Annotated in this window: 22 protein-coding genes; 11 read left to right on the top strand and 11 right to left on the bottom strand. The window is 66.1% G+C overall.

The genetic code is table 11. From position 1 onward, the window contains the following. Nucleotides 1-68 precede the first annotated feature (68 nt). Nucleotides 69-1,517, top strand: a complete 1,449-nt coding sequence (locus tag IEV83_RS14295) for a lipopolysaccharide biosynthesis protein (protein ID WP_209003179.1) — start codon at nucleotides 69-71, stop codon at nucleotides 1,515-1,517. Nucleotides 1,518-1,629: 112 nt separating this feature from the next. After that, complete coding sequence (locus IEV83_RS14290; protein WP_181759739.1) at nucleotides 1,630-2,823, top strand: GNAT family N-acetyltransferase; 1,194 nt, start codon at nucleotides 1,630-1,632, stop codon at nucleotides 2,821-2,823. 39 nt (nucleotides 2,824-2,862) lie between these two features. On the opposite strand, the gene IEV83_RS14285 is transcribed toward IEV83_RS14290, so the two are convergent. The 3 genes from IEV83_RS14285 to ccrA all read right to left on the bottom strand — a co-directional run bounded on the left by IEV83_RS14285 (nucleotide 2,863) and on the right by ccrA (nucleotide 6,437). Then, nucleotides 2,863-4,509 carry an AMP-binding protein gene (locus IEV83_RS14285; RefSeq protein WP_181759740.1) on the bottom strand — a complete coding sequence of 549 codons (1,647 nt, stop codon included), beginning with the start codon at nucleotides 4,507-4,509 and terminating at the stop codon, nucleotides 2,863-2,865. A gap of 10 nt (nucleotides 4,510-4,519) precedes the next feature. After that, nucleotides 4,520-5,035 (bottom strand): CAP domain-containing protein, encoded by a 516-nt coding sequence (locus tag IEV83_RS14280; RefSeq protein ID WP_181759741.1) that lies wholly within the window; start codon nucleotides 5,033-5,035, stop codon nucleotides 4,520-4,522. 106 nt (nucleotides 5,036-5,141) lie between these two features. Beyond that, nucleotides 5,142-6,437, bottom strand: a complete 1,296-nt coding sequence (gene ccrA, locus IEV83_RS14275; RefSeq protein ID WP_181759742.1) for a crotonyl-CoA carboxylase/reductase — start codon at nucleotides 6,435-6,437, stop codon at nucleotides 5,142-5,144. Between the two features lie 455 nt (nucleotides 6,438-6,892). Between ccrA and IEV83_RS14270 the strand changes: the two genes are divergently transcribed. Continuing rightward, on the top strand, nucleotides 6,893-8,890 hold the full coding sequence (locus tag IEV83_RS14270; RefSeq protein WP_181759743.1) for an ethylmalonyl-CoA mutase: 1,998 nt from the start codon (nucleotides 6,893-6,895) through the stop codon (nucleotides 8,888-8,890). 83 nt (nucleotides 8,891-8,973) lie between these two features. Here the strand turns inward: IEV83_RS14270 and IEV83_RS14265 are convergent, their stop codons facing one another. Continuing rightward, on the bottom strand, nucleotides 8,974-9,696 hold the full coding sequence (locus IEV83_RS14265) for a glycoside hydrolase family 25 protein (RefSeq protein ID WP_181759744.1): 723 nt from the start codon (nucleotides 9,694-9,696) through the stop codon (nucleotides 8,974-8,976). Between the two features lie 191 nt (nucleotides 9,697-9,887). Next, nucleotides 9,888-10,325 (bottom strand): peptidoglycan-binding protein LysM, encoded by a 438-nt coding sequence (lysM, locus tag IEV83_RS14260; RefSeq protein WP_181759745.1) that lies wholly within the window; start codon nucleotides 10,323-10,325, stop codon nucleotides 9,888-9,890. A 246-nt stretch (nucleotides 10,326-10,571) separates the two neighbouring features. Between lysM and IEV83_RS14255 the strand changes: the two genes are divergently transcribed. Next, nucleotides 10,572-11,375, top strand: coding sequence for an exodeoxyribonuclease III (locus IEV83_RS14255; protein ID WP_181759746.1), 804 nt, complete (start codon nucleotides 10,572-10,574; stop codon nucleotides 11,373-11,375). A 31-nt stretch (nucleotides 11,376-11,406) separates the two neighbouring features. On the opposite strand, the gene IEV83_RS14250 is transcribed toward IEV83_RS14255, so the two are convergent. Continuing rightward, nucleotides 11,407-12,381, bottom strand: coding sequence for an NADPH:quinone oxidoreductase family protein (locus IEV83_RS14250; RefSeq protein WP_181759747.1), 975 nt, complete (start codon nucleotides 12,379-12,381; stop codon nucleotides 11,407-11,409). 143 nt (nucleotides 12,382-12,524) lie between these two features. Here IEV83_RS14250 and IEV83_RS14245 point away from each other — a divergent pair, with 143 nt between their 5' ends. After that, a complete protein-coding gene (locus IEV83_RS14245; RefSeq protein ID WP_181759748.1) occupies nucleotides 12,525-13,067 on the top strand; it encodes an RNA methyltransferase in 543 nt (180 codons plus the stop codon). A gap of 39 nt (nucleotides 13,068-13,106) precedes the next feature. Here the strand turns inward: IEV83_RS14245 and holA are convergent, their stop codons facing one another. From holA to leuS, 3 genes are read right to left on the bottom strand one after another with little or no spacing between them, the layout of a single operon-like run. After that, nucleotides 13,107-14,147 (bottom strand): DNA polymerase III subunit delta, encoded by a 1,041-nt coding sequence (gene holA / locus IEV83_RS14240; protein ID WP_181759749.1) that lies wholly within the window; start codon nucleotides 14,145-14,147, stop codon nucleotides 13,107-13,109. Nucleotides 14,148-14,158: 11 nt separating this feature from the next. Further along, nucleotides 14,159-14,737 (bottom strand): LPS assembly lipoprotein LptE, encoded by a 579-nt coding sequence (gene lptE, locus IEV83_RS14235; RefSeq protein WP_181759750.1) that lies wholly within the window; start codon nucleotides 14,735-14,737, stop codon nucleotides 14,159-14,161. Beyond that, nucleotides 14,724-17,333, bottom strand: a complete 2,610-nt coding sequence (leuS, locus tag IEV83_RS14230; protein WP_181759751.1) for a leucine--tRNA ligase — start codon at nucleotides 17,331-17,333, stop codon at nucleotides 14,724-14,726. Before leuS ends, lptE begins: the two co-directional genes overlap by 14 nt. Nucleotides 17,334-17,584: 251 nt before the next feature. Here leuS and IEV83_RS14225 point away from each other — a divergent pair, with 251 nt between their 5' ends. Beyond that, a complete protein-coding gene (locus IEV83_RS14225; RefSeq protein ID WP_181759752.1) occupies nucleotides 17,585-18,250 on the top strand; it encodes a YggS family pyridoxal phosphate-dependent enzyme in 666 nt (221 codons plus the stop codon). 17 nt (nucleotides 18,251-18,267) lie between these two features. Here IEV83_RS14225 and IEV83_RS14220 read toward each other — a convergent pair whose 3' ends face one another. Continuing rightward, the gene (locus IEV83_RS14220) at nucleotides 18,268-19,710 is read right to left on the bottom strand and encodes a TrkH family potassium uptake protein (protein ID WP_181759753.1); all 1,443 of its coding nucleotides are present in this window, start codon (nucleotides 19,708-19,710) and stop codon (nucleotides 18,268-18,270) included. 470 nt (nucleotides 19,711-20,180) lie between these two features. On the opposite strand from IEV83_RS14220, the gene ffh reads away from it, so the two are divergent. From ffh to rimM, 4 genes are all read left to right on the top strand, one after another. Then, complete coding sequence (ffh, locus tag IEV83_RS14215; RefSeq protein WP_181759754.1) at nucleotides 20,181-21,725, top strand: signal recognition particle protein; 1,545 nt, start codon at nucleotides 20,181-20,183, stop codon at nucleotides 21,723-21,725. Next, nucleotides 21,722-22,039, top strand: a complete 318-nt coding sequence (locus IEV83_RS14210; protein WP_181759755.1) for a chorismate mutase — start codon at nucleotides 21,722-21,724, stop codon at nucleotides 22,037-22,039. The genes ffh and IEV83_RS14210 overlap by 4 nt, the downstream gene beginning before the upstream one ends. A gap of 33 nt (nucleotides 22,040-22,072) precedes the next feature. Further along, a complete protein-coding gene (rpsP, locus tag IEV83_RS14205; RefSeq protein WP_181759756.1) occupies nucleotides 22,073-22,450 on the top strand; it encodes a 30S ribosomal protein S16 in 378 nt (125 codons plus the stop codon). A 67-nt stretch (nucleotides 22,451-22,517) separates the two neighbouring features. Next, nucleotides 22,518-23,081 (top strand): ribosome maturation factor RimM, encoded by a 564-nt coding sequence (gene rimM, locus IEV83_RS14200; protein ID WP_181759757.1) that lies wholly within the window; start codon nucleotides 22,518-22,520, stop codon nucleotides 23,079-23,081. Here rimM and IEV83_RS14195 read toward each other — a convergent pair. Further along, a complete protein-coding gene (locus IEV83_RS14195) occupies nucleotides 23,021-23,524 on the bottom strand; it encodes a VanZ family protein (protein ID WP_181759758.1) in 504 nt (167 codons plus the stop codon). The two genes, rimM and IEV83_RS14195, sit on opposite strands and share 61 nt — an antisense overlap. 124 nt (nucleotides 23,525-23,648) lie before the next feature. Between IEV83_RS14195 and trmD the strand changes: the two genes are divergently transcribed. Further along, on the top strand, nucleotides 23,649-24,383 hold the full coding sequence (gene trmD, locus IEV83_RS14190; protein WP_181759759.1) for a tRNA (guanosine(37)-N1)-methyltransferase TrmD: 735 nt from the start codon (nucleotides 23,649-23,651) through the stop codon (nucleotides 24,381-24,383). Nucleotides 24,384-24,493 lie beyond the last annotated feature (110 nt).

Genomic DNA, 24,493 nt, shown 5'->3' with positions numbered 1-24,493 from the left:
CGTCCGGACCGAGGTAGCGCACGGAAAATTAAGGCTCTCGGCCTAGATTTTGTCGACGCCACCCTGGAATGGAGCCGCTGCTGTTGCGCCTGTCCCTGCTGACATGGTCCGAACGTGTCCTCCCCGCGGCCCTCTTACGACGCCTTCGGCCCCTGCTTGCGCATGCCGATGCGATCCTGACCGGCGAGCCGGACACCTTCCGCGCCCAGCGCATGGCACTGATCATCTTTGCCGTGCGCGTATTCGGCGCCATTGTCGCCTACGCCTCTCAAGTCATTCTGGCACGGCTGATGGGCGGTCACGAATACGGCATCTATGTCGTCGTCTGGACCCTTGTGGTGGTGCTCGGCATCTTCGCGCCGCTCGGCTTTTCCTCCTCCGTCCTGCGCCTCATCCCCGAATACCGGACCCACAGCACCCCGGCCCGGCTCAACGCCCTGCTGCTCGGCAGCCGCATGGTCGGCGGGCTTGCCGCGACAGCGATCGCCGCCACCGGCATGCTGGCCGTCTGGCTTCTCGGCGATCTGGTCACCTCCTACTACGTCCTGCCGCTGTTCCTGGGCGCGATCTGCCTGCCGCTGTTCACCATCGGCAGCATTCAGGATGGCATTGCTCGCGCCTATGACTGGCCGCTTCTGGCCATGTTGCCGACCTTCATCTGGCGGCCCCTTCTGCTCCTCGGCGGGCTTTCCCTGGCGATCTGGGCCGGGGCGCCGGCCAGCGCCGAAACCGCCTGCCTGCTCGCCATTCTCGTCACATGGTCGGTCGCCCTTCTGCAAATGCTTGTTCTCCAGCGGGCCTTGAAGCCGCAGCCGCCGCGCCTGCCCGCCCGCGACAACTGGACCATTCGCCTCTGGCTGAAGATTTCCCTGCCGATCCTGTTGGTCGAAGGCTTCTTCCAGTTGATCACCAGCGCCGATGTGGTGCTGGTCAGCCTGTGGCGCCCGCCTGACGAGGTGGCGATCTATTTTGCCGCCTCGAAAACCCCGGCCATTGCCCATTTCGTCTATTTCGCAGTCCGCTCCGCGACCGCGCACCGCTTTTCCGACCTGTTTCACAAGGGCGACCACGCAGCGCTCGCGGGCCTTGTCGGCAAGACCGCCCGCTGGACCTTCTGGCCGACCCTCGGGCTTTGCCTGCTGCTGGCGGCCGTCGGCCCGTTCCTGCTTGCCCTGTTCGGCCCGGGCTTTGAAAGCGGCTATCCGGTGATGCTGATCCTGCTGGGCGGCGTGCTCGCGCGTGCCTCCGTCGGGCCGGTCGACGCGCTGCTGACCATGGCCGATCAACAGAACCGCTGCGCCATCGTCTATGCGCTGACCTTCGCCCTCAACATTACCCTGAATATCCTGCTCATCCCCCGGTTCGGCATTCTGGGTGCGGCCATCGCCACCAGCATCGCCATGTGTTTCGAAGCGGCCGCACTGTGCCATCAGGCCCGTACCCGACTCGGTCTGCGCACCTTCGTCTGGACCGTTTCCCGCAGGACCACACCGTACGAGCCTCGCGAGCAGGATTAACCACCGCCAACCAAAAACCGCCAGAAACCGATGAAGAGTGTGGCATGATCGCCTCTGCAATCACCCCGCGTTGTTTGTCCCTTTCCCCGGGGCGGCCGGAAGGATCGGTCCAATGGCAGTTGCCGAGCACACGCAAGCCCCGTCGACATCGCGCCCCGGACCGGGGGCGGACGGCATGACCGGCCTGTGCTTCGCCCCGGAGGAGGCCGAAACGCATACCGCCGACTGGACCCGGCTGGCGGACCGGGCCATCGAGCCCAACCCGTTCTTCCGGCCGGAATTCCTGTTGCCGTATCTGGACCGGATGGCCCCCGGGCGCGGCGGGATCTGCGTCGTTCGCCGCCCCGGCGACGGCGCCTTTCTGGCCTTGATGCCCTTTTGCCGTCGCCGCCCGGGCCTTTTCCTGCCGGCCAGCAGCGCCCTTGTCGAGGAATACGGACCGCTCGGCACGCCGCTGGTCGCGCCCGAGGCAGATACGGCGACGCTGAAGACACTCTTCGCCGCCGTGAGCGAGACCTTCGGCTCCGGTCCGGTGGTCCTGCCCTATCAACGCACCGACGGTCCGGTGTTCGACCTGCTTCAGGACCTCGCCGCCCAGGATGGCGGACATCTGGAGATCGACAATGAGCAGGTGCGCGCAGGACATGCGACCGGCCCCACCGGCCAGGAACAGTACGACCTGGTCGGCACCAGCCGCCGGCGGGAAATCAGACGGCAGTTGCGGCGGCTGAAGGATCTGGGTGCCGTCCAACTGACCAGCGTCGATGCGCGGCAGGAGGTGCTGGTTGCCTTTGAGGACTTCCTTCAGCTTGAAGCGAGCGGCTGGAAGGGGAAGAACGGCACCGCCCTTGCCAGCCAGCCCGACAGCCTCGCCTTCGCCCGCGACTTCATCAACGCCCAGGCGAAGGCCGGCCGGGTGCGGATCGATCGTCTCACCCTCGACGGAACACCAATCGCCACCATGGTGATGCTGCGCGACGGCCACCGCATCTGGTCGTGGAAGATCGCCTATGACGAGCGCTATGCGCGCTACTCTCCCGGCGCGCAGATCACGCGCTATTCCATGCGGCAGGATCTGGCCGAACCGGGGCTGGCGGAAGCGGATTCCCTGGCGGTGCCGCATCATCCGATGATCACGCCGCTTTGGCGCGGCACCGTGCCCTACGCCACTGTGCTACTGGCACGCGGCGCCCTTGCCTCCACGCGCTGCCGCCTGCTTCGCTTCGATCTTGCGATGACCCGCTCCTTGCGCCACCTGGCGAAGGCCGGCCTTCGCCGTCTGCGCGCCCGGCGCGGAAAAGCGTGACGACAGAGCGACCTGAGCCCCGGCGTCCCGCCTCTACGCCTATTCTTGCGAGATCCCGCCAGCGGCAGAAATTTCGTCCCGCAACAGCCGGCGGATCACCTTGCCGGTCGTCGTCAGCGGCAACGCATCCACGAACGCCACCTCGCGCGGGTACTCATGGGCGGAAAGGCGCGTGCGCACATAGCCGCGAATGCTCTCTTCCAGAGTCTGACCTGCCGCCGCCCCATCCCTTGGCACGATGAACGCCTTGACGATCTCCGTGCGCAGCGCATCGGGCTTGCCGACGACGGCGGCGAGCGCCACGTCAGGATGGGAGAGCAGGCAATCCTCGATCTCGCCCGGGCCAATCCGGTACCCCGCCGAGGTGATGATGTCATCGTCCCGCCCGACGAAATGCACATAGCCATCGCCATCGACGACGCCCTGGTCGCCGGTGACCATCCAGTCGCCGATGAATTTCGCCCGAGTCCCTCCCGGATCGCCCCAGTATTCCAGGAACATCACCGGATCGGGCCGGCGTACCGCGATCTGTCCCTGCACCTCCGGCGCGCAGACCTCGCCCGACGGATCGATGATCGCCACCTCATGTCCCGGCACCGGCTTGCCGATCGCCCCGGCCCGGCTGACGCCAATGGCCGCGCAGGAGGCCAGCACCGCGTTGCATTCGGTCTGGCCGTAGAATTCATTGACGGCAAGGCCGAGCCCCTCGCGAACCCAGTCGTAGGTTTCCCGGCCCAGCGCCTCCCCGGCCGATCCGATGCTGCGCAAACGCAAATCGAACCTTTCCCGTGGTCGCGCCACCGTGCGCAGCATCTTCAGGGCGGTGGGCGGGATAAAGGCGTTGCGCACCCCGGCCCCGGCCATCAACGCAAACGCCTGCTCCGGATCGAACTTCTCGAACCGATGAGCGACCACCGGGACACCGAGCGAGAGCGCCGGCAAGAGCGCATTCAACAGCCCGCCGGCCCAGGCCCAGTCCGCCGGCGTCCAGAACAAATCCCCTGCACAGGGCATGAACTCATGGGCCATCTGGATGCCCGGCAGATGCCCCGGCAGCACCTTGTGACCATGCAGCGCCCCCTTCGGCGGCCCGGTGGTCCCGGAGGTGTAGATCATCATCGCCGGGTCATCCGGCGTGGTCGAAACCGGATCGAAGGCATCGCGTCCGGCGGCCACCAGCGTCTCGAAACAGGCCGCACCGTCGGCGGCACCATCGACCGAGACCAGCAAGGACAGGTTCGGCAGATCGGCACGGATCTCATCGATCTTCGCCACCCCCGCCGCATCGGTGATCACCGCCCGAGTGCCGGAATTGGCCAGCCGATAGCGCAGCGCCTCGACGCCAAACAGATTGGCCAGCGGCACCGCGATCGCCCCGAGCTTGTAGACCGCCAGATGAGACAAGAGCGTCTGAGGCGATTGCGGCAGAAGCAGCGCCACCCGCATGCCCCGACCGATCCCTTGCGCGCGCAAGGCGTTGGCCAGACGGTTGGACTGACGCGCCAACGCGCCGTAGCTCCACGGCTCGACCGCGCCGCCAAGCTCCCGATGATAGAGCAGCGCCACCCGGTCTGGCTCCCGCGCCGCCCAGCGATCGCAGGCGGCAACGGCAATGTTGTAGCGCGCCGGGATCTGCCAGCGGAAGCGACCGCGCAAGTCCCGGTAGGTCTCGGTCCGTTGCAGCATCGTCAGGCCCTCACGGCGCCGGCGCCGCCAGCACCAGCGACCAGAACACCTTGTGCTTCGAACCGGAGGAATAGGCAGTGGCGATCCCCATGCGGGTCGCCTTGGCATCGCGCATCACCGCGTCATGCGCCGGGGAGTCGCGCCAGCCGGAGAACGCCTCGGCCAGAGTGCGGTAGCCGGCGCTGACATTTTCCACCGCATAGGTCTGCGGTTCGCCAGCGGCGGCCATGCGCGCGGCCAGCCGGTTGTCGCCCTCCAGCGAAGCGCGAACGGTGCCGGCAGCGGCCATCGCCTGGGCCTGCTGGCGCGCGGCCCGCATCAGGGCCGGATCGATCGTCAGCGGCGCCAGCCCCCGGGTTTGCCGATAGCTGCCGATCATTTGCGCCGCCGACGCGGCGTCGACCGTCGCATCGACCCGGGCCATGCTCTTGTAATAGGGAGGGACCGTGTCCCGATCGGGCAGACAGCCGGCGGTCAGTGTCCCTGCGAGAAGGGCCAGAACCGGCATCAAGCGTGTGAAGGTCATTCCGCCCTCATACAGCGCCGGCGCGGCCGGTGCGAGAATTTTCTGCCGCCGGGGCAGGCCATATGGCGCTCCGGCGGCAGGGGGGAGTGGCTCGGCCCGTTGCGGCTCAGCCGCGACCGACCGCCAGCGCGTCTTCCAGGGTACGCAGCCCCGTGGTCGGCGCGTTGACCAGCACCGCCATGTTGCCCGGCGCATGCTGGTTCTTCCACATCTTGGTGTGCGCCTGCGGGATTTCCTCCCAGGGGAACACCTCGCTCATGCACGGGTCGATGCGCCGGTCGATGACGAACTGGTTCGCCTCGGACGCCTGCTTCAGATGGGCGAAATGGGAGCCCTGCACCCGCTTCTGCCGCATCCAGACATAGCGCGCGTCGAAGGTCAGGTTGAAACCGGACGTGCCGGCGCAGAACACCACCATGCCGCCACGCTTGGCCACCAGGCAGGACACCGGGAAGGTCGCCTCGCCCGGGTGCTCGAACACCATGTCGACGTCATTGCCCTTGCCGGTGATGTCCCAGATCGCCTTGCCGAACCGCCGCGCTTCCTTGAGCCAGGTGTTGTATTCGGGCGAGTTGACCTTCGGCATCTGCCCCCAGCAGTCGAAGTCCTTGCGGTTGATCACGCCGCGCGCACCCAGTGACAGGACGTAATCCCGCTTGTCCTCGTCCGAGATGACACCGATGGCATTGGCGCCGGCCGCGGCCGCAAGCTGCACCCCGAACACGCCAAGACCGCCCGAGGCCCCCCAGATCAGGACGTTCTGCCCCGGACGAAGCTGGTGCGGCGCATGACCGAACAGCATCCGGTAGGCGGTGGCGAGGGTCAGCGTGTAACAGGCGCTTTCCTCCCAGGTCAGATGCTTCGGCCGCGGCATCAACTGCTGCGACTGCACCCGGCAGAACTGGGAGAACGACCCATCCGGCGTCTCATAGCCCCAGATCCGTTGGGAAGCGGAGAACATCGGATCGCCGCCGTTGCACTCCTCGTCATCACCATCGTCCTGATTGCAATGGATGATGACCTCGTCGCCGACCTTCCAGCGCTTCACCTTGGAGCCGACCGCCCAGACGATGCCCGAGGCATCGGAGCCGGCAATGTGATACGGCAGGTCATGCACCTTGAACACCGAGATCGGTTCGCCAAGCCCCGCCCAGATGCCGTTGTAGTTGACACCCGCGGCCATCACCAGAACCAGCACCTCGTTGCTGTCCAGCTCCCAGGTCGGGACCACTTCCAGCTTCATCGAGGTTTCCGGCGGACCATGCCGGTCCGGGCGGATCGCCCAGGCGTACATGTTCTTCGGCACGTGGCCGAGCGGCGGGATCTCGCCAATTTCGTACAGATCCTTCAACGGCTTCTCCTCCGCTGCCCGGTTGTCATTCGCTAGTGCCCCGGAACTCATGCCAATCACATCCTCCCTGTTCCCGGTTTCCCGTCAACCCGTTTCCGGCGCCGTCCGCATGACAGCACCACACATCCGTCCGTTCCCAGCGCGTCAACTGTCGAAAATCGACCGGCGGACGGCGCTCAACACATCGGATCCGCTTCGCCGAAACCCAATGTTGCGCCGCCACATCAGCCTTTCGACAAAGCCGTCCTGACGCGGTTTCCCGCTTTCACCACGAAACTATCGTGCTAAAAACAGGGGGTACGCTATTGGACTATTGCTTAATTTACGCATTTGCCCAAGACTGTTTTTGCATCGCACATAGAAATTGTGCACATGCACCAGCCTGGGCCCCGGCCTTGGCACCATCAATCGGACCGTCCGGATGCCCGCCAAACCTTGGCGGATCGGGCGAAAATCAGCAAAATGCCCGTTCGGCTGGAGCGCGGGCGCGGGAGTGAGGAGACCCCATGAGCAAGACCCCTTCGGACACGCCGCATCGGGACCGCCCGTGGATTTTCCGCACCTATGCCGGACACTCGACCGCGCGGGATTCCAACCGGCTTTACCGGACGAACCTTGCCAAGGGCCAGACCGGCCTGTCCGTCGCCTTCGATCTGCCGACCCAGACCGGCTACGATCCCGATCATGCGCTGTCGCGCGGCGAGGTGGGCAAGGTCGGCGTGCCGATTGCCCATCTTGGCGACATGCGCGCGCTCTTCTCCGAGATTCCGCTGGAGAAGATGAACACCTCCATGACGATCAACGCCACCGCGCCGTGGCTGCTGGCGCTTTACGTGGCCGCAGCCGACGAGCAGGGCGCGGATCGCAAGCTTCTCGCCGGCACCACCCAAAACGATCTCATCAAGGAATATCTGTCGCGCGGCACCTATGTGTTCCCGCCGGCCCCGTCGCTGCGCCTGACCCGCGACGTGATCGCATGGACCTACACCGAGATGCCCAAGTGGAACCCGATGAACGTGTGTTCCTATCACCTTCAGGAGGCGGGTGCGACGCCGGTGCAGGAGCTGTCCTTCGCCCTGGCCACCGCGATCGCCATCCTCGATGAGGTGCGCGGCAGCGGCGCCATCCCGCCGGCGGATTTCTCCAAGGCGGTCGGCCGCATCTCCTTCTTCGTCAACGCCGGCATGCGCTTCATCACCGAGGTGTGCAAGATGCGCGCCTTCGCCGAGCTGTGGGACGAGATCTGCCGCGAGCGCTATGACGTCGCCGACGAGCGGCACCGGCGCTTCCGCTATGGCGTGCAGGTCAACTCGCTCGGCCTGACCGAGCAGCAGCCGGAAAACAACGTCTACCGCATCCTGATCGAGGCGCTGGCCGTCGTACTGTCGAAGAACGCCCGCGCCCGCGCGGTGCAGCTTCCCGCCTGGAACGAGGCCCTCGGCCTGCCCCGGCCGTTCGACCAGCAATGGTCGCTGCGGGTGCAACAGATCCTCGCCTACGAGACCGACCTCCTCGAATACGCCGACATCTTCGACGGGTCGACGGTGATTACCGCCAAGGTCGATGCGCTGAAAGAGGAAGCGCGCGCCGAACTCGCCCGCATCGAGGAGATGGGCGGGGCCATTGCCGCCGTGGAATCGAGCTACATGAAACAGGCGCTGGTTGCCTCCAACGCCCAGCGCCTCGCTGCCATCGAGGCGGGCGAGCAGATCGTCGTCGGTGTGAACAAGTTCACCGAAAGCGAGCCCTCGCCGCTGGCCACCGGCGAGGATGGCGGCATCCTCACCGTGCCCGAACATGTGGAGGCGGAAGCCATCGAGACCCTGCAGGCCTGGCGGGCGGAACGGAACGACGATGGCGCAGCAAGAGCCCTGGCCGCGCTGAAGGAAGCGGCCCAGGAGGGGCGCAATATCATGGAGCCGTCGATTGCCGCGGCCAAGGCCGGCGTCACCACCGGCGAATGGGGCGCGGCGCTGCGCGAGGTGTTCGGCGAATACCGGGCCCCCACCGGGGTCGGCAAGGCGGCGCGCAGCGACGGCGGCGATCTGGACGAGGTGCGCAGTGCCGTCGACACGGTCTCGGCCAAGCTCGGCCGCCGGCTCAAGTTCCTGGTTGGCAAGCCTGGCCTTGACGGCCATTCCAACGGTGCGGAACAGATTGCCGTGCGCGCCCGCGACTGCGGCATGGAGGTGGTCTATGAGGGCATCCGCCTGACCCCGGCGCAGATCGTCAACGCCGCGCTGGAAGAAGATGTCCACATCATCGGCCTGTCGATCCTCTCCGGCTCCCACCTGGCGCTGGTGCGCGACGTGATGGAACGGCTGCGGGCCAGCGGCATTGATGACATTCCGCTTATCGTCGGCGGCATCATCCCCGATGAGGACGCGGAAGCGCTGCGGGCCATGGGGGTTGCGGCGGTCTACACGCCCAAGAACTTCCAGCTCACCGATATCATGCGGGAAGTGGTGGAGATCGTCGGCGCCCGCGCCGAGCTGGCCGCCTGAGGCCAGGCATTCAGAACGCCCCCGCCAGCGCCCGAACAGGCGCCGGCGGCGGGCAGGCATCAGGTACGAACCGGCAGCCGCCGCTATCGCTCCAACTCGCCCTTCAGCCAGTCGCGCCACTGCGAACGGGTGCCGAAGAAGACGTTGCGGTCGACATTGCCGTCGACGCCATCGACCCGGCCTTCGGCGGTATATTGCCAGAACACCCAGTTGCCGCGCTTCTCGTACTTGCGGTTGGGATGGCTCGCCACCGAGCGCAGCCAGAAATCATATTCATGCTTGGCGCCGACCAGCCGGTCGCGATGGAAATCGACGGAGGAATAGATCACCGGGCTCTTGCCGTAGTGGTCTTCCATCGCCTCCAGGAAGACCCGCATGTCGCGCAAGAGCTGCGCCCGCGGCGGCCGCTTGCGGCAGGTCTTGGAATGGGCATTCCACTCCATGTCCAGCACCGGCGGCAGTGCATCCGGGTCGACCGGCACATTGGCGATAAACCAGGAAATCTGCTCCTCGACCGGACGGCAGAAGTAGTAGAAATGATAGGCGCCACGCGGCACCCCGGCGGCCTTGGCCTTGACCCAGTTCTCCATGAATTTCGGGTCGACATAGTCCCCACCCTCGGTCGCCTTGATCCAGGCGAACTCGGTGCCCGCGCGCTTGACCCGGTGCCAATCGATATCGCCCTGATAGCGCGACACGTCGATGCCATGGATGGCGAAATCCTCCGGTGTCGGGTCCGGAAAATCAAAGGCCGCACAGGCGGCCAGCGAGACTGCACAGATCAAGGACAACACGCGCGCCAGCATCACTCTCTCTCGGTCCTCTCAGGCCTAAAAGCCTCACCCCTCCAACCGGAGAGGACCGTATTGGCAAAACCGTTAAGGATTGGCTTACCAAGCGAACGGCGCGGAAATGCGATGCGCTGGAACGCAAATGAGATCTCACAAAAATGTGATCGGATGCGCTTCGGGCGCATTCGGCTTTCTCCCACCAGCGCTTAGCCGAGCGTGGGAATTCGCAGCACCTGACCGGGGTAAATCTTGTCCGGATTGGACAGCATCGGTGTGTTGGCCTCGAAGATCACCATATATTTGGAGCCGTCCCCATAGACCGCCGCAGCCACCGCCCACAGGGTATCGCCCTTGGCAACCGTATGGAACCGCGCCTCCGGCGCCACCTCGGCCACGGCAATCTCCTCCTCCACCTTGGCGATGCCGAGCACATTGCCTGCGGCCAGGATCAGCTTCTCCCGCGCCTCCTGCGTCGGCGCTGCCCCGGCGATCTTCACCGTATCGCCGGCGACCTCGACCTTGACGACACCATCAAGTCCCAGATCGGCGACCTCCTTCTCGATGGCCGCCGCCGCCTCCGCGTCCGGCTTGTCGCCACCGAACAAGGATTTGCCGGCATCCTTCACGAAATCGAAAAAGCCCATGTCAGCCTCCCGTTTCCGCCGGTGCACCGACCGGCAATTCTCGAAGCACCAGACCCTTTGGGTCCCGACCTGGTAATTTAACCCGGAGAAGAACAGAGGGTGCAAGCCCGGAAGCCGGACGCCGGCAGGCGCCGCCCCTTGAAACCGCCGCACGGGACTGGCATGTCATCGGGAGCGATCCGGCTCGCCCCGAGCGGTTCCGGAGCGCCCTCGCCCTTGATCCCCGCGCGAAAGTGACGACACCGCATGACCGACAGCCTGACGATCGCCACCTGGAACATCAATTCGGTGCGCCTGCGCCTGCCGATCGTCGAAAAGTTCCTGCTGGAGTACGCCCCGGACGTTCTCTGCCTGCAGGAAACCAAATGCCCGGATGGCAACTTCCCGCTCGCCGCCCTGCGCAAGCTTGGTTTTGAACACATCGCCATCAATGGCCAGAAGGGCTACAACGGCGTCGCCACCCTCTCGCGCCGGCCATTCCTCGCCGAAGAACGCCGCGGCTTCTGCGACAAGGGCGACAGCCGCCACGTGGCCACCGACATTCCCTTTGCCGGTGACAAACTTAGCCTGCACAATTTTTATGTTCCGGCCGGCGGCGACGAGCCGAACCCGGAGGTCAACGACAAGTTCGCCCACAAGCTGGCGTTCCTCGATGAGATGGGCGACTGGTTTGCCAGCTTTTCATCCCCGTCCGTGGTGGTCGGCGATCTCAACATCGCGCCTTACGAACAGGACGTCTGGTCGCACAAGGCGCTTTTGAAGGTGGTCAGCCATACCCCGGGCGAATGCGACAAGCTGGAGGCGGTGCGCGAGGCCGGCAACTTCCAGGACATCATGCGCCGTTTCGTGCCCGTGGAGGAAAAACTCTACACCTGGTGGAGCTACCGGGCGCGCGACTGGTCGGCAGCCGACAAGGGACGCCGCCTCGACCACATCTGGGCCACACCCGATCTTGCCGCCACCGCAACCGGGATGGAGGTGCTGCGCGAGGCCCGGGGCTGGGAAAAGCCCTCCGACCACGCGCCCGTGCTGATGCACCTCAAAGCCTGAGCCCCCCACGCCTGGGCAGGTTGCGCCTGCGCTACATGCGGATGATCACCTTGCCCTGCGCCTTGCGGTCGGCCAGTTCGCGCAAGGCACGGGGCGTTTCCTCCAGCGGGAAAACCCCGTGCACATGCGGGGTGATCTGGCCATCGAGAACCCAGCCGAGAAGTTGTTCCATGTTCTGCCGATGCGCCTGTGGCTCGCGCACCAGCGCCTCGCCCCAGAACACCCCGAGCACGTCGCAGCCCTTCAGCATCACCAGATTGAGCGGCAGCTTCGGAATCTCGCCAGCGGCGAAGCCGATCACCAGATAGCGGCCGCGCCAGCCGGTCGCCCTGAGCGCCGGTTCCGCGTAAGTCCCGCCAACCGGGTCATAGACCACATCGACACCGCAGCCGTCGGTCAGCTCCTTCAGACGGATCTTCAGATCCTCCTCGCCATAATTGACGAGATCATCCGCCCCATGCGCCCGGGCCAGCGCCAGCTTTTCCGCGCTTGAGGCACAGGCGATCACCCGGGCGCCCATGGTCTTTGCAAGCTCCACCGCCGCAAGGCCAACCCCGCCGGAGGCACCCAGCACGGCGACCGTCTCGCCCGACCGGAGCCCGGCGCGGTCCTTGAAGGCGTGCAACGTGGTGCCGTAGGTGACGGTCAACCCGGCCGCCTGTTCAAAGCCCACCCCGTCGGGCAGGGCCACCAACTCTTCCTCGGTCGCGACGACCTCCTCGCGCACCGCGCCCCAGCGGACATAGCCCATCACCCGGTCGCCCGGCTCGAACAGCTCCACCCCCTCGCCGACGGCGCTCACCGTGCCGGCGAACTCCGCCCCGGGAGAAAACGGCGGCTCGGGGCGAAACTGGTATTTGCCCCGGATCAACAGCGTGTCGAAGAAATTCAGCGCCGCCGCCCGCACCCGGACGACCACCTCGCCCGGACCGGGCGCGGCGGTTGCCAGATCGCGAACAACAAGATCCTCAGGCGCGCCAAGGCGCTCGCACAACACCGCTTTCACGGAACACCCCCTCCGTTAACCTTTTGCCCTTCCCGCCTAGCATGGACACGGGCAGGGGAAAAGCCGGCGCAAGGCATGGCTTGCCTTGCGCGCGCCCGGCCGCTATGTCCGGACACCCCAAAACAACGATCCAGGCAGGTCCCATGCGCGGTTATTTCGCCGTTGGCGCGGAAGGCATTTCCAAACCAATGAATCTCGGCAACCTGATGCGCTCGGCCCATGCCTTCGGCGCCAGCTTCTTCTTCACCGTCGATGCCGACACGCGGATCCGCAAGGCGCCGCCCTCCGACACCTCCAAGAGTACCGGCCATCTGCCGCTGTTTCACTGGCCGGCGATCGACGACATGGACCTGCCGAGCGGCTGCCAGCTCGTCGGGGTGGAACTGACCGACGACGCGGTCGACCTGCCCAGCTTCATGCATCCGCTGCAGGCGGCCTATGTGCTTGGGCCGGAACGGGGATCGCTGTCGCCAGAGATGCAGGCGCGCTGCGCCCACATCATCAAGATCCCGACCAAGTTCTGCATCAACATCGCCGTGGCCGGCGCGATCGTCCTTTACGACCGGCACCGGGTGCATGGCCAGTATGCCGACCGGCCGCTGACCGCTGGCGGTCCGAAGACACCGCGCGCCGCGCACAAGCACGGCGGCCCGATCATGCGCACAGGGCGCAAGATCCCCGGCTGACGCCGTATCGCCATATCGCTCAATTTGGAAGAGCGGTCCCTAGCGCCGGGCGCGCTGACGCGCCACCCGGGCGAGGATCAGCAGCACATCGCTGACCAGCGCCGCGCCAAGGGTCGGCACCTTTCGCGCCTCGGCCACCACCGCCGCCAGGCGTTCGCCGGCGCGGGACAGATCGCTCGCGCGCCACAGCATCACCTGCCGCGACACAGCCGGCTGCCGCTTGAAGAACACCGGCGGACGCGATTGGGAAATCACCTGGTTGGCGGGAACGCCCCGATCGACCTCGGCGCGGGCGCGGGCCAGGAACTGGAAATGGCGCAAGGCCATGTTGGCCAAGACGTCCGGTCGCATGCCCGCCGCCTCCAGCCGTTCCAGCCCGTGATCGAGGGTCTTCAGATCGCCCAGCGCCGCCGCGTCGATCAGCTCATCGACGGCAAAGGCCGAGGCATCGCCGATGATCGCCTCCACATCCGCCACCTCGATGCGCTCGCGGCCATGGGCATAAAGGCAGAGCTTCTGCACCTCGCCCCGGCTGGCCAGCCGGTCCGCGCCCAGAAGACTCATCAGCGCCATGCGCGCCTCGCGGGAGATCGACAGTTCGGCGGCGCGCAATTCACCATCGATCAGCTTTTCCAGATCGCGCTCGGCATCCACATAGCAAGGGATCGCCACCGCGCCGCGATCCGCCTCGACCTTCTTGCGCAGGCCGACGCCCTTTTTCAGATCGCCTGCCTCGATCACCACCAGCGCATTGGCCGGGTCGAGCTGGCCGAGCAGTGGCTCCACCGCCGGCACCAGGTTCTTGCCCGCGCCGTCGCGCACCCAGACCACCCGGCGCCCGCCGAACAGCGGAATGGTCAGCGCCTCGTCGATCAGGCGCGAGGGGTCGGACACCACCTCGCCCGCATCGAGCTTCACCAGGGAAAACGGATCGTCGGTTCCGCCCGAGGCGGCCTGTACCAGGGCGGAGGCCCGCTCCGACACCAGCCCCACATCCGGCCCATAGACCAGGATGAGCGGAACATCCGCCGGCGGACGGGCCAGAAACCGGTCGACATCGCCGGCCTTGAGCGCGACCATTTCCCGCCTCCTCAGCCGCGCGTGGCGAAGAAGCCCGCGATCCGCGTCTGGATATCGGCCGCCACGGCCTTGGCCGCCCGGTTCTCCGCGTCCCGCTCGGCCCGAAGGTTGGCGAAACGCTGGCTGGAGAAGTCGAAGGACGCCGAGCCGAAGGCGCGCCCGGTGGTCAGAGTGCGGTCCCCTTCGATCTCGCTCAGCACATAGCTGGCGTTGACGGTGACCGTGTAGGCGGAGGGCACGTCCGCCAGCCGCTCCACACCGACCTCGCTCAAGGGGCGGTTAATGATGATCTTCAACCGGTACTGCGCCGGGGCGGCCTCCCGCCCCCGGCGGAAGCCGAAGACCAGTTCATTGCGCAGCACCTGCCCGACCCGGGCAAGGTCCAGCGTGGAACCGCTGGTGACCTCGGCGATGTCGATCGCCGCCAGATCGTCGGCAACGCCCGGCACGCCGGGGGCGCTGTCGAGGCTGCCATAAAGCGGGCGCACCTGACAGCCGCCGAGCGCCAGGGCGCCGACGGCGCCAAGCCCGAGACCGAGAAAGACGCGGCGGCCCGGCGCCGCCGGGCGGTTGCGATCAGACGACGACATTGACGATCCTTTGCGGCACCACGATGATCTTGCGCGCCGTTTTGCCCGCAAGGGCGCGCACGACCGCGTCCAGCTCCAGAGTAGCCGCTTCGACCTCCTCCTTGGAAGCCTCGCGCGCAATCGTCAGGTCCGCACGCTTCTTGCCATTGACCTGAACCGGCAGGGTGATGGTGTTTTCCACCAGGAGGTCCTGCTCCACCTCGGGCCAGCTTGCCATGGCCAGGATGCCGTCATGGCCAAGCGCGCGCCAGCACTCCTCGGCAAGATGCGGCGCCATCGGCGCCATCAGCTGCACCAGGAAGTCCGCCGCCTCCCGCAAGGCGAAGGCCATGTCCGCACCGGATACCCCACCCTGATGGGCCTTGGACAGCGTGTTGACCAGCTCATAGACCCGGGCGACGGCCCGGTTGAACGCCAACCCCTCGAAATCGCCGGAGACGGCGACGCAGATCTTGTGCGTTGCCCGGCGCAAGGTTGTGGCCGCCTCGCCGAACGCCTCGGGACGCGGCCCCGCCGGCACCGTCTCGGCGATATCGCCGATCAGCCGCCAGACCCGCTGCATGAACCGCCAGGCGCCCTGGACGCCATCCTCGGTCCACTGCACGTCCCGCTCCGGAGGGCTGTCGGACAGCATGAACCAGCGCGCGGTGTCCGCCCCGTAGGTCTCGATGATGTCCGAAGGGTCGACGGTGTTCTTCTTCGACTTGGACATCTTCTCGATCGAGCCGATGGTCACATCCGCGCCGCCGTCGATCAGCACCGCCTTGCGCGCCTCGCCGTCGCCGTCGATCCGCACCTCGGCCGGCGACGCCCAGGCGCCATCGGGCTTGCGGTAGGTCTCGTGGGTGACCATGCCTTGCGTGAACAGGCCCTTGAAGGGCTCCTTTACGCCGAGATGGCCGGTCGCGCACATGGCCCGGGCGAAGAACCGCGAATAGAGGAGATGCAGGATCGCGTGCTCGATGCCGCCGATATACTGGTCCACCGGCAGCCAGGCGTCAGCCACCGCCTTGTCCGTCGGCGTCGCCGCCTTGGAATCGGTGAAGCGGGCGAAATACCAGGAAGAATCGACGAAGGTGTCCATCGTGTCGGTTTCGCGCCGCGCATCCTTGCCGCAGCACGGGCAGGCGACGTTCCGCCAGGTCGGATGCCGGTCGAGCGGGTTGCCCGGCTTGTCGAAATCGATGTCGTCCGGCAGCTTGACCGGCAGATCCTCGACCGGAACCGGCACCACGCCACAAGCCTCGCAATGGATCACCGGGATCGGGCAGCCCCAGTAGCGCTGACGCGAAATACCCCAGTCGCGCAGGCGATAGTTGACCTGACGCGCGCCCTGCGGCGCCCCGTCGATCTCGCGCGCTTCGAGCGTGCGGGCGGCCGCTTCCTTCGCCTCGGCGATCGTCATCCCGTCCATGAAGCCGGAATTGAAGATCTTCCCCTCATCGGTGAAGGCCTCGGTGCCAATCTCGAAAGTGGCCGGATCGGCCCCCTCCGGCAGCACCACCGGCTTCACCGGCAGGCCGTACTTGCGCGCGAAATCAAGGTCACGCTGGTCATGGGCCGGACAGGCGAAGATCGCCCCGGTGCCGTAATCCATCAGGATGAAATTGGCGATGTAGACCGGCAGCGTCAGCGACGGATCGAGCGGGTGCTCCACCGTCAGACCCGTGTCGATGCCGACCTTCTCCGCCGTCTCGATCGCCTCGGCCGAGGTGCCGGTCTTGCGGCATTCGGCGATGAAGTCGGCGATCTTCGGATCGTTCTCCGCCAGCTTGGCCGAAATCGGATGGTCGGGCGACAGCCCCATGAAGGAGGCGCCGAACAGGGTATCGGGACGGGTGGTGAAGATCTCCAGCGCGGTATCGCCGGTCGGCGCCGGCGTGGTGAAGGCGAAGCGCACGCGCAGGCCCTCGGACCGGCCGATCCAGTTCTTCTGCATCAGCCGGACCTTTTCCGGCCAGCGGTCGAGCGTATCGAGCGCCGACAGCAGCTCCTCCGACCAGTCGGAGATCTTGAAGAACCACTGAGTCAGCTCGCGCTGCTCCACCAGCGCGCCGGAGCGCCAGCCGCGCCCGTCGATCACCTGTTCGTTGGCCAGCACGGTCATGTCGACCGGGTCCCAGTTGACCTTCGAATTCTTACGATAGGCGAGCCCCGCCTTCAGGAAATCGAGGAACAGGCGCTGCTGCTGCGCGTAATAGTCCACATCGCAGGTCGCGAATTCCCGCGCCCAGTCGAGCGACAGACCCATGATCTTGAGCTGACTACGCATCGCCGCGATGTTTTCGTAGGTCCAGTCGCGCGGATGCACCTTGTTCTGCATCGCCGCGTTTTCCGCCGGCATGCCGAAGGCGTCCCAGCCCATCGGATGCAGCACGTTGAACCCGCGCGCCCGCTTGTAGCGCGCCACCACATCGCCCATGGCGTAGTTGCGCACATGCCCCATGTGGATGCGTCCCGAGGGGTAGGGGAACATCTCCAGCACGTAGTATTTCGGCCGGGGATCGTCATTCACCGTGGTGAACACGTTGTTTTCGTCCCAGACCCGTTGCCAGCGGCTTTCCGCTTCGCGGGCGTTGTAGCGCTCCGTCGCCATGATATTGATTGCTTCGCTCGTTTTCCGTGAATGGGGTCGCGTGGCGCGACTGTCACCAGATATCGCGCCCGTGGTCAACCGGCAACAGCTTCCGCGCCCGCGATCGTTCGAAACCGCCGGGGTTGCAATCCGCCGCCAATCGCCGCATCACCGCCAGACAGTCAATCGTTTACCCGAAGGCCAGCCGCGCGCCACCATCGGCCAGGCCATCAATCGGATCAAGCACCGCCGCAAAGCACAGGGACCCTTCCATGTCAGAAAGCGCCGCCACCCGCCTCCTTGCCGTCCGCGAGGACATCGCCAGCGCCGAACGTGAAACCGGCCGTGCGGAGGGATCGGTTCAGTTGATCGCCGTCTCCAAGACCTTCGGCGCCGAGGAGATCCGCCCGGTGATCGAGGCCGGCCAGCGGGTGTTCGGCGAAAACCGGGTGCAGGAGAGCCAGCAGAAATGGCCCGGCCTGCGCGAGGAGTATTCCGATCTCGAGCTGCACCTGATCGGGCCGCTGCAGTCCAACAAGGCGCGCGAGGCGGTCGCCCTGTTCGATGTCATCCATACGGTCGACCGGGAAAAGATCGCCCGCGCGCTGAAGACGGAAATGGATCGGCAGGACCGCCCCCTACCCTGCTTCATCCAGGTCAACACCGGGGAGGAAGCGCAAAAGGCCGGCGTCGCTCCCGGGAAGGCCGATGCCTTCATCGCCCTGTGCCGCGACGAAATCGGGCTCAATGTCGTCGGCCTGATGTGCATCCCGCCGGCCGACGAGGCGCCCGGGCCACATTTCGCATTGCTGCAGAAGATCGCCGCGCGCAACGGCCTTGAGCGGCTGTCCATGGGCATGTCCGGCGACTATCCGATTGCCGTCGGCTTCGGCGCGACCCATGTGCGGGTCGGCTCGGCGATCTTCGGCGCCCGCTGAGCGGACGACGCGGCAGATCAGCGTTCGGTCCAGAAATCCGGCGTCAGGATGACGATGCCGGAGATGATTTCCAGCCGGCCGAGGATCATCTGCAACGTCAGCATCCATTTGACCGGATCGGGCAGGCTCTGAAACGTGCCCGACGGTCCGATGATCGCCCCCACCCCCGGGCCGACATTGGCCAGCGCCGTGATCGAGGCACTGAGCGCGGTTTCCAGATCGAGCCCGAAGCCGGCGTAGATCAGCGCGAAGATGGCGAAGGTGCCCGCATAAAGCAGGCCGAAGATCAGCACACCCTCGCGCACGCCGACGCTCAGCGGCTTGCCGGCGAACTGCGGCTCGGCGATCCGGTGCGGACGCAGCATGCCCTTGACCATGGCGCGGATCAGATGAATCAGCACCAGGATGCGGAAGGACTTGAACCCGCCCGAGGTCGAGCCCGAACAGCCGCCGACGAATGTCAGCAGGAAGAACAGCGCCGTGGCGAAACTGCCCCATTGCAGGTAGTCCGCCGCCGCATAGCCGGTGGTGGTCATCACCGAGACCACATGAAAGACCGACAAGGTCAACTCGCGGAACGGGGTTGCCGTTGCGCCCAGGTGCAGCACGGTAAAGGCAGCGACGCTGGCCACCGCGGCCAGCCCCAGAAAGAACAGCACCTGCTGGTTCTCGCGAAAATCGCGATGCTCCACCGCCCGGATCACGAACAGGAACGGCAGACCGGAAAACACCATGAAGACAATGGCGATCCACTGGATCGCGACGCTGTCGAACTGTCCCATCGACTGGTCGGAGGTGGAAAAGCCGCCTGAGGACACGGTGGTGAGCGCGTGATTGACCGCCTGGAACCAGGTCATCCCGGCAAAATGGTAGAGCAACAGGCAGGAGAGGGTCAGGCCGAAGTAGAGCAGCAACAGACGAACCATGAAAGGCTCGAACCGGCCATAGGGCTTGGCGGACATCTCCGAGGATTCGATGGCGAAGAGCTGGGAGCCACCGACCCGCAGCCCCGGCAACAGCCAGATGCCGAGAACGACAATGCCGATGCCACCGATCCATTGCATCAGCGAGCGCCACAGCAAAATGCCCGGGGGCAGGTGGTCGAGCCCGGTCAGCACCGTCGCCCCGGTGGTCGTCAGGCCGGAGGCCGCCTCGAACAGCGCATCGGTGGCGGAAATATCGAGACCGCTGAGATAGAGCGGCATGGCCCCGGCAAGACTGAAGGTCAGCCAGGCGGCGTTGACGAAAATCAGCGTCTCGCGAATGTTGAAGCCGCCGCCCCGGCGCAGGAAGGCCGCGGTGGCCACGCCGCCGGTACAGCCGACCACCAGCGCGGACACGGTGAAGACAACCCAGTCCGGATTGCCGACCATCAGATCTGCCCCTGCCGGAATGAGCATGAAGGCAGCGATCAGGATCATCAGGCGGCCGATTGGCAGCGCGACGGCTCTGTAGTCCATAACTCCGGCACCCAGATATCCGGCGGAGCGGCCGCGCGGGAGGGAGGGCGGACCTGCCGGAAACAATGTGGATCCGGGTCGCTGGCGGCGGCCCGACGACCACCGGCGATACTCCTGCCGGGAGCAGGCAACCGGTGACGGGTCGCACATCTGCGCCTTTTTTCGGTCGGGTTCAACCGTCAAGCGTCGAACGCGCGGCCACGTCCTCGGCCACCGGGAGGAAGAGGCGCGGTTTTCCTTGACTCCGATGGCGGTTTTCGCCTATCTCCGCGACACTCATACGAGTGACGACAGTTCGATCCGCCGACCGGGACCCGAAAAGGTCTAAAGAGATCCCGGAGGTTCCCACCCGACAGCGCGATGCGCCCTCGGGTGTCGTTCCGCTTTGCGAATTGCACCGTCCGATCCCGCAAACGCTGAAGGGCGGTCCGCTTGGGCACCCGGCGGCCAACCCGAAAGGACACGCAGGCATGTTCGAAAGTCTGTCCGATCGCCTCGGCGGCATTCTCGACAAGCTGACCCGACGCGGCGCGCTGACCGACGCCGACGTGTCGGAAGCCTTGCGGGAAGTGCGGCGGGCCCTGATCGAGGCCGACGTCGCCCTGCCGGTGGTCAAGTCCTTCACCGACAAGGTGCGCCAGCGCGCCATCGGCCATGAGGTGGTCAAGTCGGTCACGCCGGGTCAGCAGGTCGTCAAGATCGTCCATGACCAACTCGTGGAGATGCTCGGCTCGGACGCCGAGCCGATCGACCTCAACGCCCCGGCACCGCTCGCCATCATGATGGTCGGCCTGCAAGGCTCGGGCAAGACCACCTCCACCGCCAAGATCGCGCTGCGGCTGACCAGCCAGGAAAAGCGCAAGGTGCTGATGGCTTCGCTCGACACCCGCCGCCCGGCGGCGCAGGAGCAGCTCAAGGTTCTTGGCGAACAGACCGGCATCGACACCCTGCCGATCGTCGCCGGCCAGACCCCGGTGCAGATCGCAGGACGGGCGATGACCGCCGCCCGGCTCGGCGGCTACGACGTGGTGATGCTCGACACCGCCGGCCGCACCCATATCGACGAAGCGCTGATGGCCGAGATGGCGGAGATCAAATCCTCCGCCGAGCCGCATGAAATCCTGCTGGTGGCCGATTCGCTCACCGGTCAGGATGCGGTCAATCTCGCCACCTCCTTCGATGAGCGCGTGGGCATCACCGGCATCGTGCTGACCCGGATGGATGGCGACGGGCGCGGCGGCGCCGCCCTGTCCATGCGCGCGGTCACCGGCAAGCCGGTCAAGCTGATCGGCACCGGCGAGAAGTCCGACGCACTGGAGGATTTCCACCCCTCGCGGATCGCCGACCGCATCCTTGGCATGGGCGATATCGTCTCGCTGGTGGAAAAGGCCGCGCGCGAGATCGACCAGGAAAAGTCGGCCAAGATGGCCGCCCGGATGCAAAAGGGCGTCTTCGACCTGGAAGACCTCGCCGAGCAACTCAAGCAGATGGAAAAGCTGGGCGGCATGTCGGGCATCATGGGAATGATGCCCGGAGTCGGCAAGATCAAGAAGCAGATGGAAGGCGCCAACATCGATGACCGGATGATCAAGCGCCAGGTGGCGATCATCCAGTCGATGACCCCGCAGGAGCGGCGCAAGCCCGACCTTCTCAAGGCAAGCCGCAAGAAGCGGATCGCCGCCGGCTCCGGCGTCGCTGTCGCCGACGTCAACAAGCTTCTGAAGATGCATCGGCAGATGGCCGACATGATGAAGAAGATGGGCAAGGGCAAGGGTCTGCTCGGCAAGATGATGGGCGGCATGGGCATGCCGGCCGGCGACATGCCGGAGATGGACCCGAAGGAGCTGGAGAAGCTGGCCAAGTCCGGCAAGCTCCCCGGCGGCGGCTTGCCTGGCGGTCTTCCGGGCGGATTGCCCGGAGGCATGGGCGGGCCTGGCGGCCTTCCCGGACTTGGCGGGGCGAAGATGCCCGGCCTTGGCGGCCTTCCGGGCCTGGGACGGGGGAAGAAGAAATGAGCGACAGCGCGGAACACCTGCTCGGCGCCGAAGCCGCGCCGCTGGAAGAGCTGCAGCGCCTGCGCGGATCGATCGACAACATCGACGCAGCGCTCGTGCATCTTCTCGCCGAACGTTTCAAATGCACGCAGAAAGTCGGCGTGCTGAAAGCCACACATGATCTTCCGCCCGCCGATCCGGCGCGCGAGGAACGGCAGATCGCGCGCCTGCGCGCCCTCGCCAGGGATGCGAATCTCGATCCCGATTTCGCCGAGAAATTCCTGAACTTCATCGTTCGGGAAGTGATCCGGCACCACGAAGCCATTCGCCGCTGAGCGGCGACAACGACCCCTACAGGAGAAACCTCAATGGCTCTGAAAATCCGTCTCGCCCGTGGTGGCGCCAAGAAGCGTCCCTACTACCGTATCGTCATCGCCGATGTGCGCTCGCCGCGCGACGGTCGCTTCATCGAGAAGGTCGGCAGCTACAACCCGATGCTGCCGAAGGACCACGCCGAGCGCATCGTCCTCAACCAGGAGCGGATCCAGTACTGGATCGGCCATGGCGCCAAGCCGACCGACCGCGTCCTGCGCTTCCTCGATGCCGCCGGCATGCTGAAGCGCGAAGCGCGCAACAACCCGAAGAAGGCCGAGCCGGGCCAGAAGGCCAAGGAGCGCGCCGAGGCAAAGCAGCAGGCCGCTGAAGACGCAGCCGCTGCCGCCGCCGAGGAAACGGCGGCCGAGTGAGCCAGAAAAACATGCGAAACGCCGCGCATGACGCTGCGATCGTGAACGGTCTGGCGGGAGCCTTGCAATGAGCGCCCCCGCCGACCGCATCATGATCGCCCGTATCGGCGCGCCGCATGGCGTTCGCGGGGAGGTGCGGGTCAAGCCCTATGGCGACGACCCGCTTTCCTTTGCCGACTACGGCCTGCTGGAGACGCGGGACGGGTCACGCCGACTTGAGGTGATAAGTGCCCGGGTGCAGAAATCCGTGGTGGTCACCCGCTTCAAGGGGGTCGACGACCGCAACGCGGCCGAAGCGCTCAATGGCGAGGATCTGTTCGTTGCCCGTGACGCGCTGCCGGATCTGGACGAGGACGACACCTTCTACCACGCCGACCTGCTCGGGCTGACTGCGGTCGATGTGGACGGCACCGTGCTGGGCACGGTAATCGCCCTGCCCGATTTCGGTGCCGGCACGCTGGTGGAAATCAAGCCGGAGACGGCGGCGTCCTACTTCGTCCCCTTCACCCAGGCTTGCGTTCCCGACATCGATCTCGGCGCCGGGCGGATCACCATCGTTCCGCCGCCGGCCTACGAGGACGAGGATGGCGAGACGGACGAGGATGAGACAAGCACCCCGGCGGCGGACTGACCCGGCGCCGGGCCACCTTCCGAAGCGACAGCTTCCTCTTCGGCGATCCGCGTCTCGGCGCGGACCAGCATGATCGCCGCGACCACGATCGCGACGCCAACCGAATTGGCGGCGACATCGAGCAAGGAGGCCTGGTGATGCGGCGTCAGCGCCTGCACCCCTTCGCCGGCGAGACCGGCGAGCATCGCCTCCCCTGCCGAGATCCGCAACCGACAACAGAAGAGCGCGTGGATCGCCAGCGTCAGCAGACCGAAGAACACCAGATGCTGGAGCTTGTCATAAGGGTGGTCGATACCAGTGTTGAACACCAGCCCCACCGCCACCCCATAGACAAGCAGGACCGCCATCGGCAAAACCCGGCTCGGCGACAGATCGAGATAGTCCCGATCGACATACCGCCGGATCCAGCGGGGATAGGCTATGCTGATATGGGGCAAGGACATGGGCAGGGCTCCAGCGGCGGGCTCCCATCTTGCGCCGACACCTGTTAATCAAACGTGTCACCGGCCAGTGGCCGGCAGCATCGCCGGGGGACCGCTCCCCGGCAGGGTTTCGCGAAAGACAGACATGACCTTCAAGGCTTCGATCCTCACCCTTTACCCGGACATGTTTCCCGGTCCGCTCGGCGCCAGCCTCGCCGGCCGGGCGCTGGAACGGGGCGACTGGGAACTGGAGGCCCGACAGATCCGCGACCACGCCACCGACCGCCACCGCTCGGTCGATGACACCCCGGCCGGCGGCGGCGCCGGCATGGTGCTGCGCGCGGACGTGCTGGCCCGGGCGATCGACGCGACAAGCCCACCGGAGGATCCCCGCCCGCGCCTCTTGATGAGCCCGCGCGGCCGCCCCTTGACCCAGTCGCTGGTGCGCGACATCGGCGCCGGCCCGGGTGTGGTCATCGTCTGCGGCCGCTTCGAGGGCGTCGATGAGCGCGTCATCACCGGCCGAGGCCTTACCGAGGTCTCGATTGGCGACTACATTCTCTCCGGCGGCGAAATCGCCGCCATGGTGCTGCTGGATGCGGTGGTGCGGCTGATCCCCGGGGTCATGGGCAATGCCGAGAGCGGCGCGCTGGAGAGCTTCGAGACCGGCCTGCTGGAGCATCCCCACTACACCCGCCCGCGCAGCTTCGAGGGGCAGGACATTCCCCCGATCCTCGCCTCTGGCGATCACGCCCGGATCGACGCCTGGCGGCGCGAAGAGGCCGAACGGCTGACCCGGGAACGGCGCCCGGACCTGTGGCAGGCCCATACCCGCACGCAGCCGCCGGCCGACGGCCCCGGAAAGGCAGAAAACAGATGACAAACGCTGCGGGCTGCGGTATCACCCGCGCCACACGGGTTCCGCAATGCGGTGCCGCGTGCGATCCATGGTGGTCGCAACGCCGCGCGGAAGCCTGATCTCAATTCCCG

The organism is Stappia taiwanensis (genome assembly GCF_014635285.1).
Lineage (GTDB): Bacteria > Pseudomonadota > Alphaproteobacteria > Rhizobiales > Stappiaceae > Stappia > Stappia taiwanensis.
The sequence above is the reverse complement of the archived record's forward strand: the minus strand, read 5'-3'. Positions and strand labels throughout refer to the sequence as shown.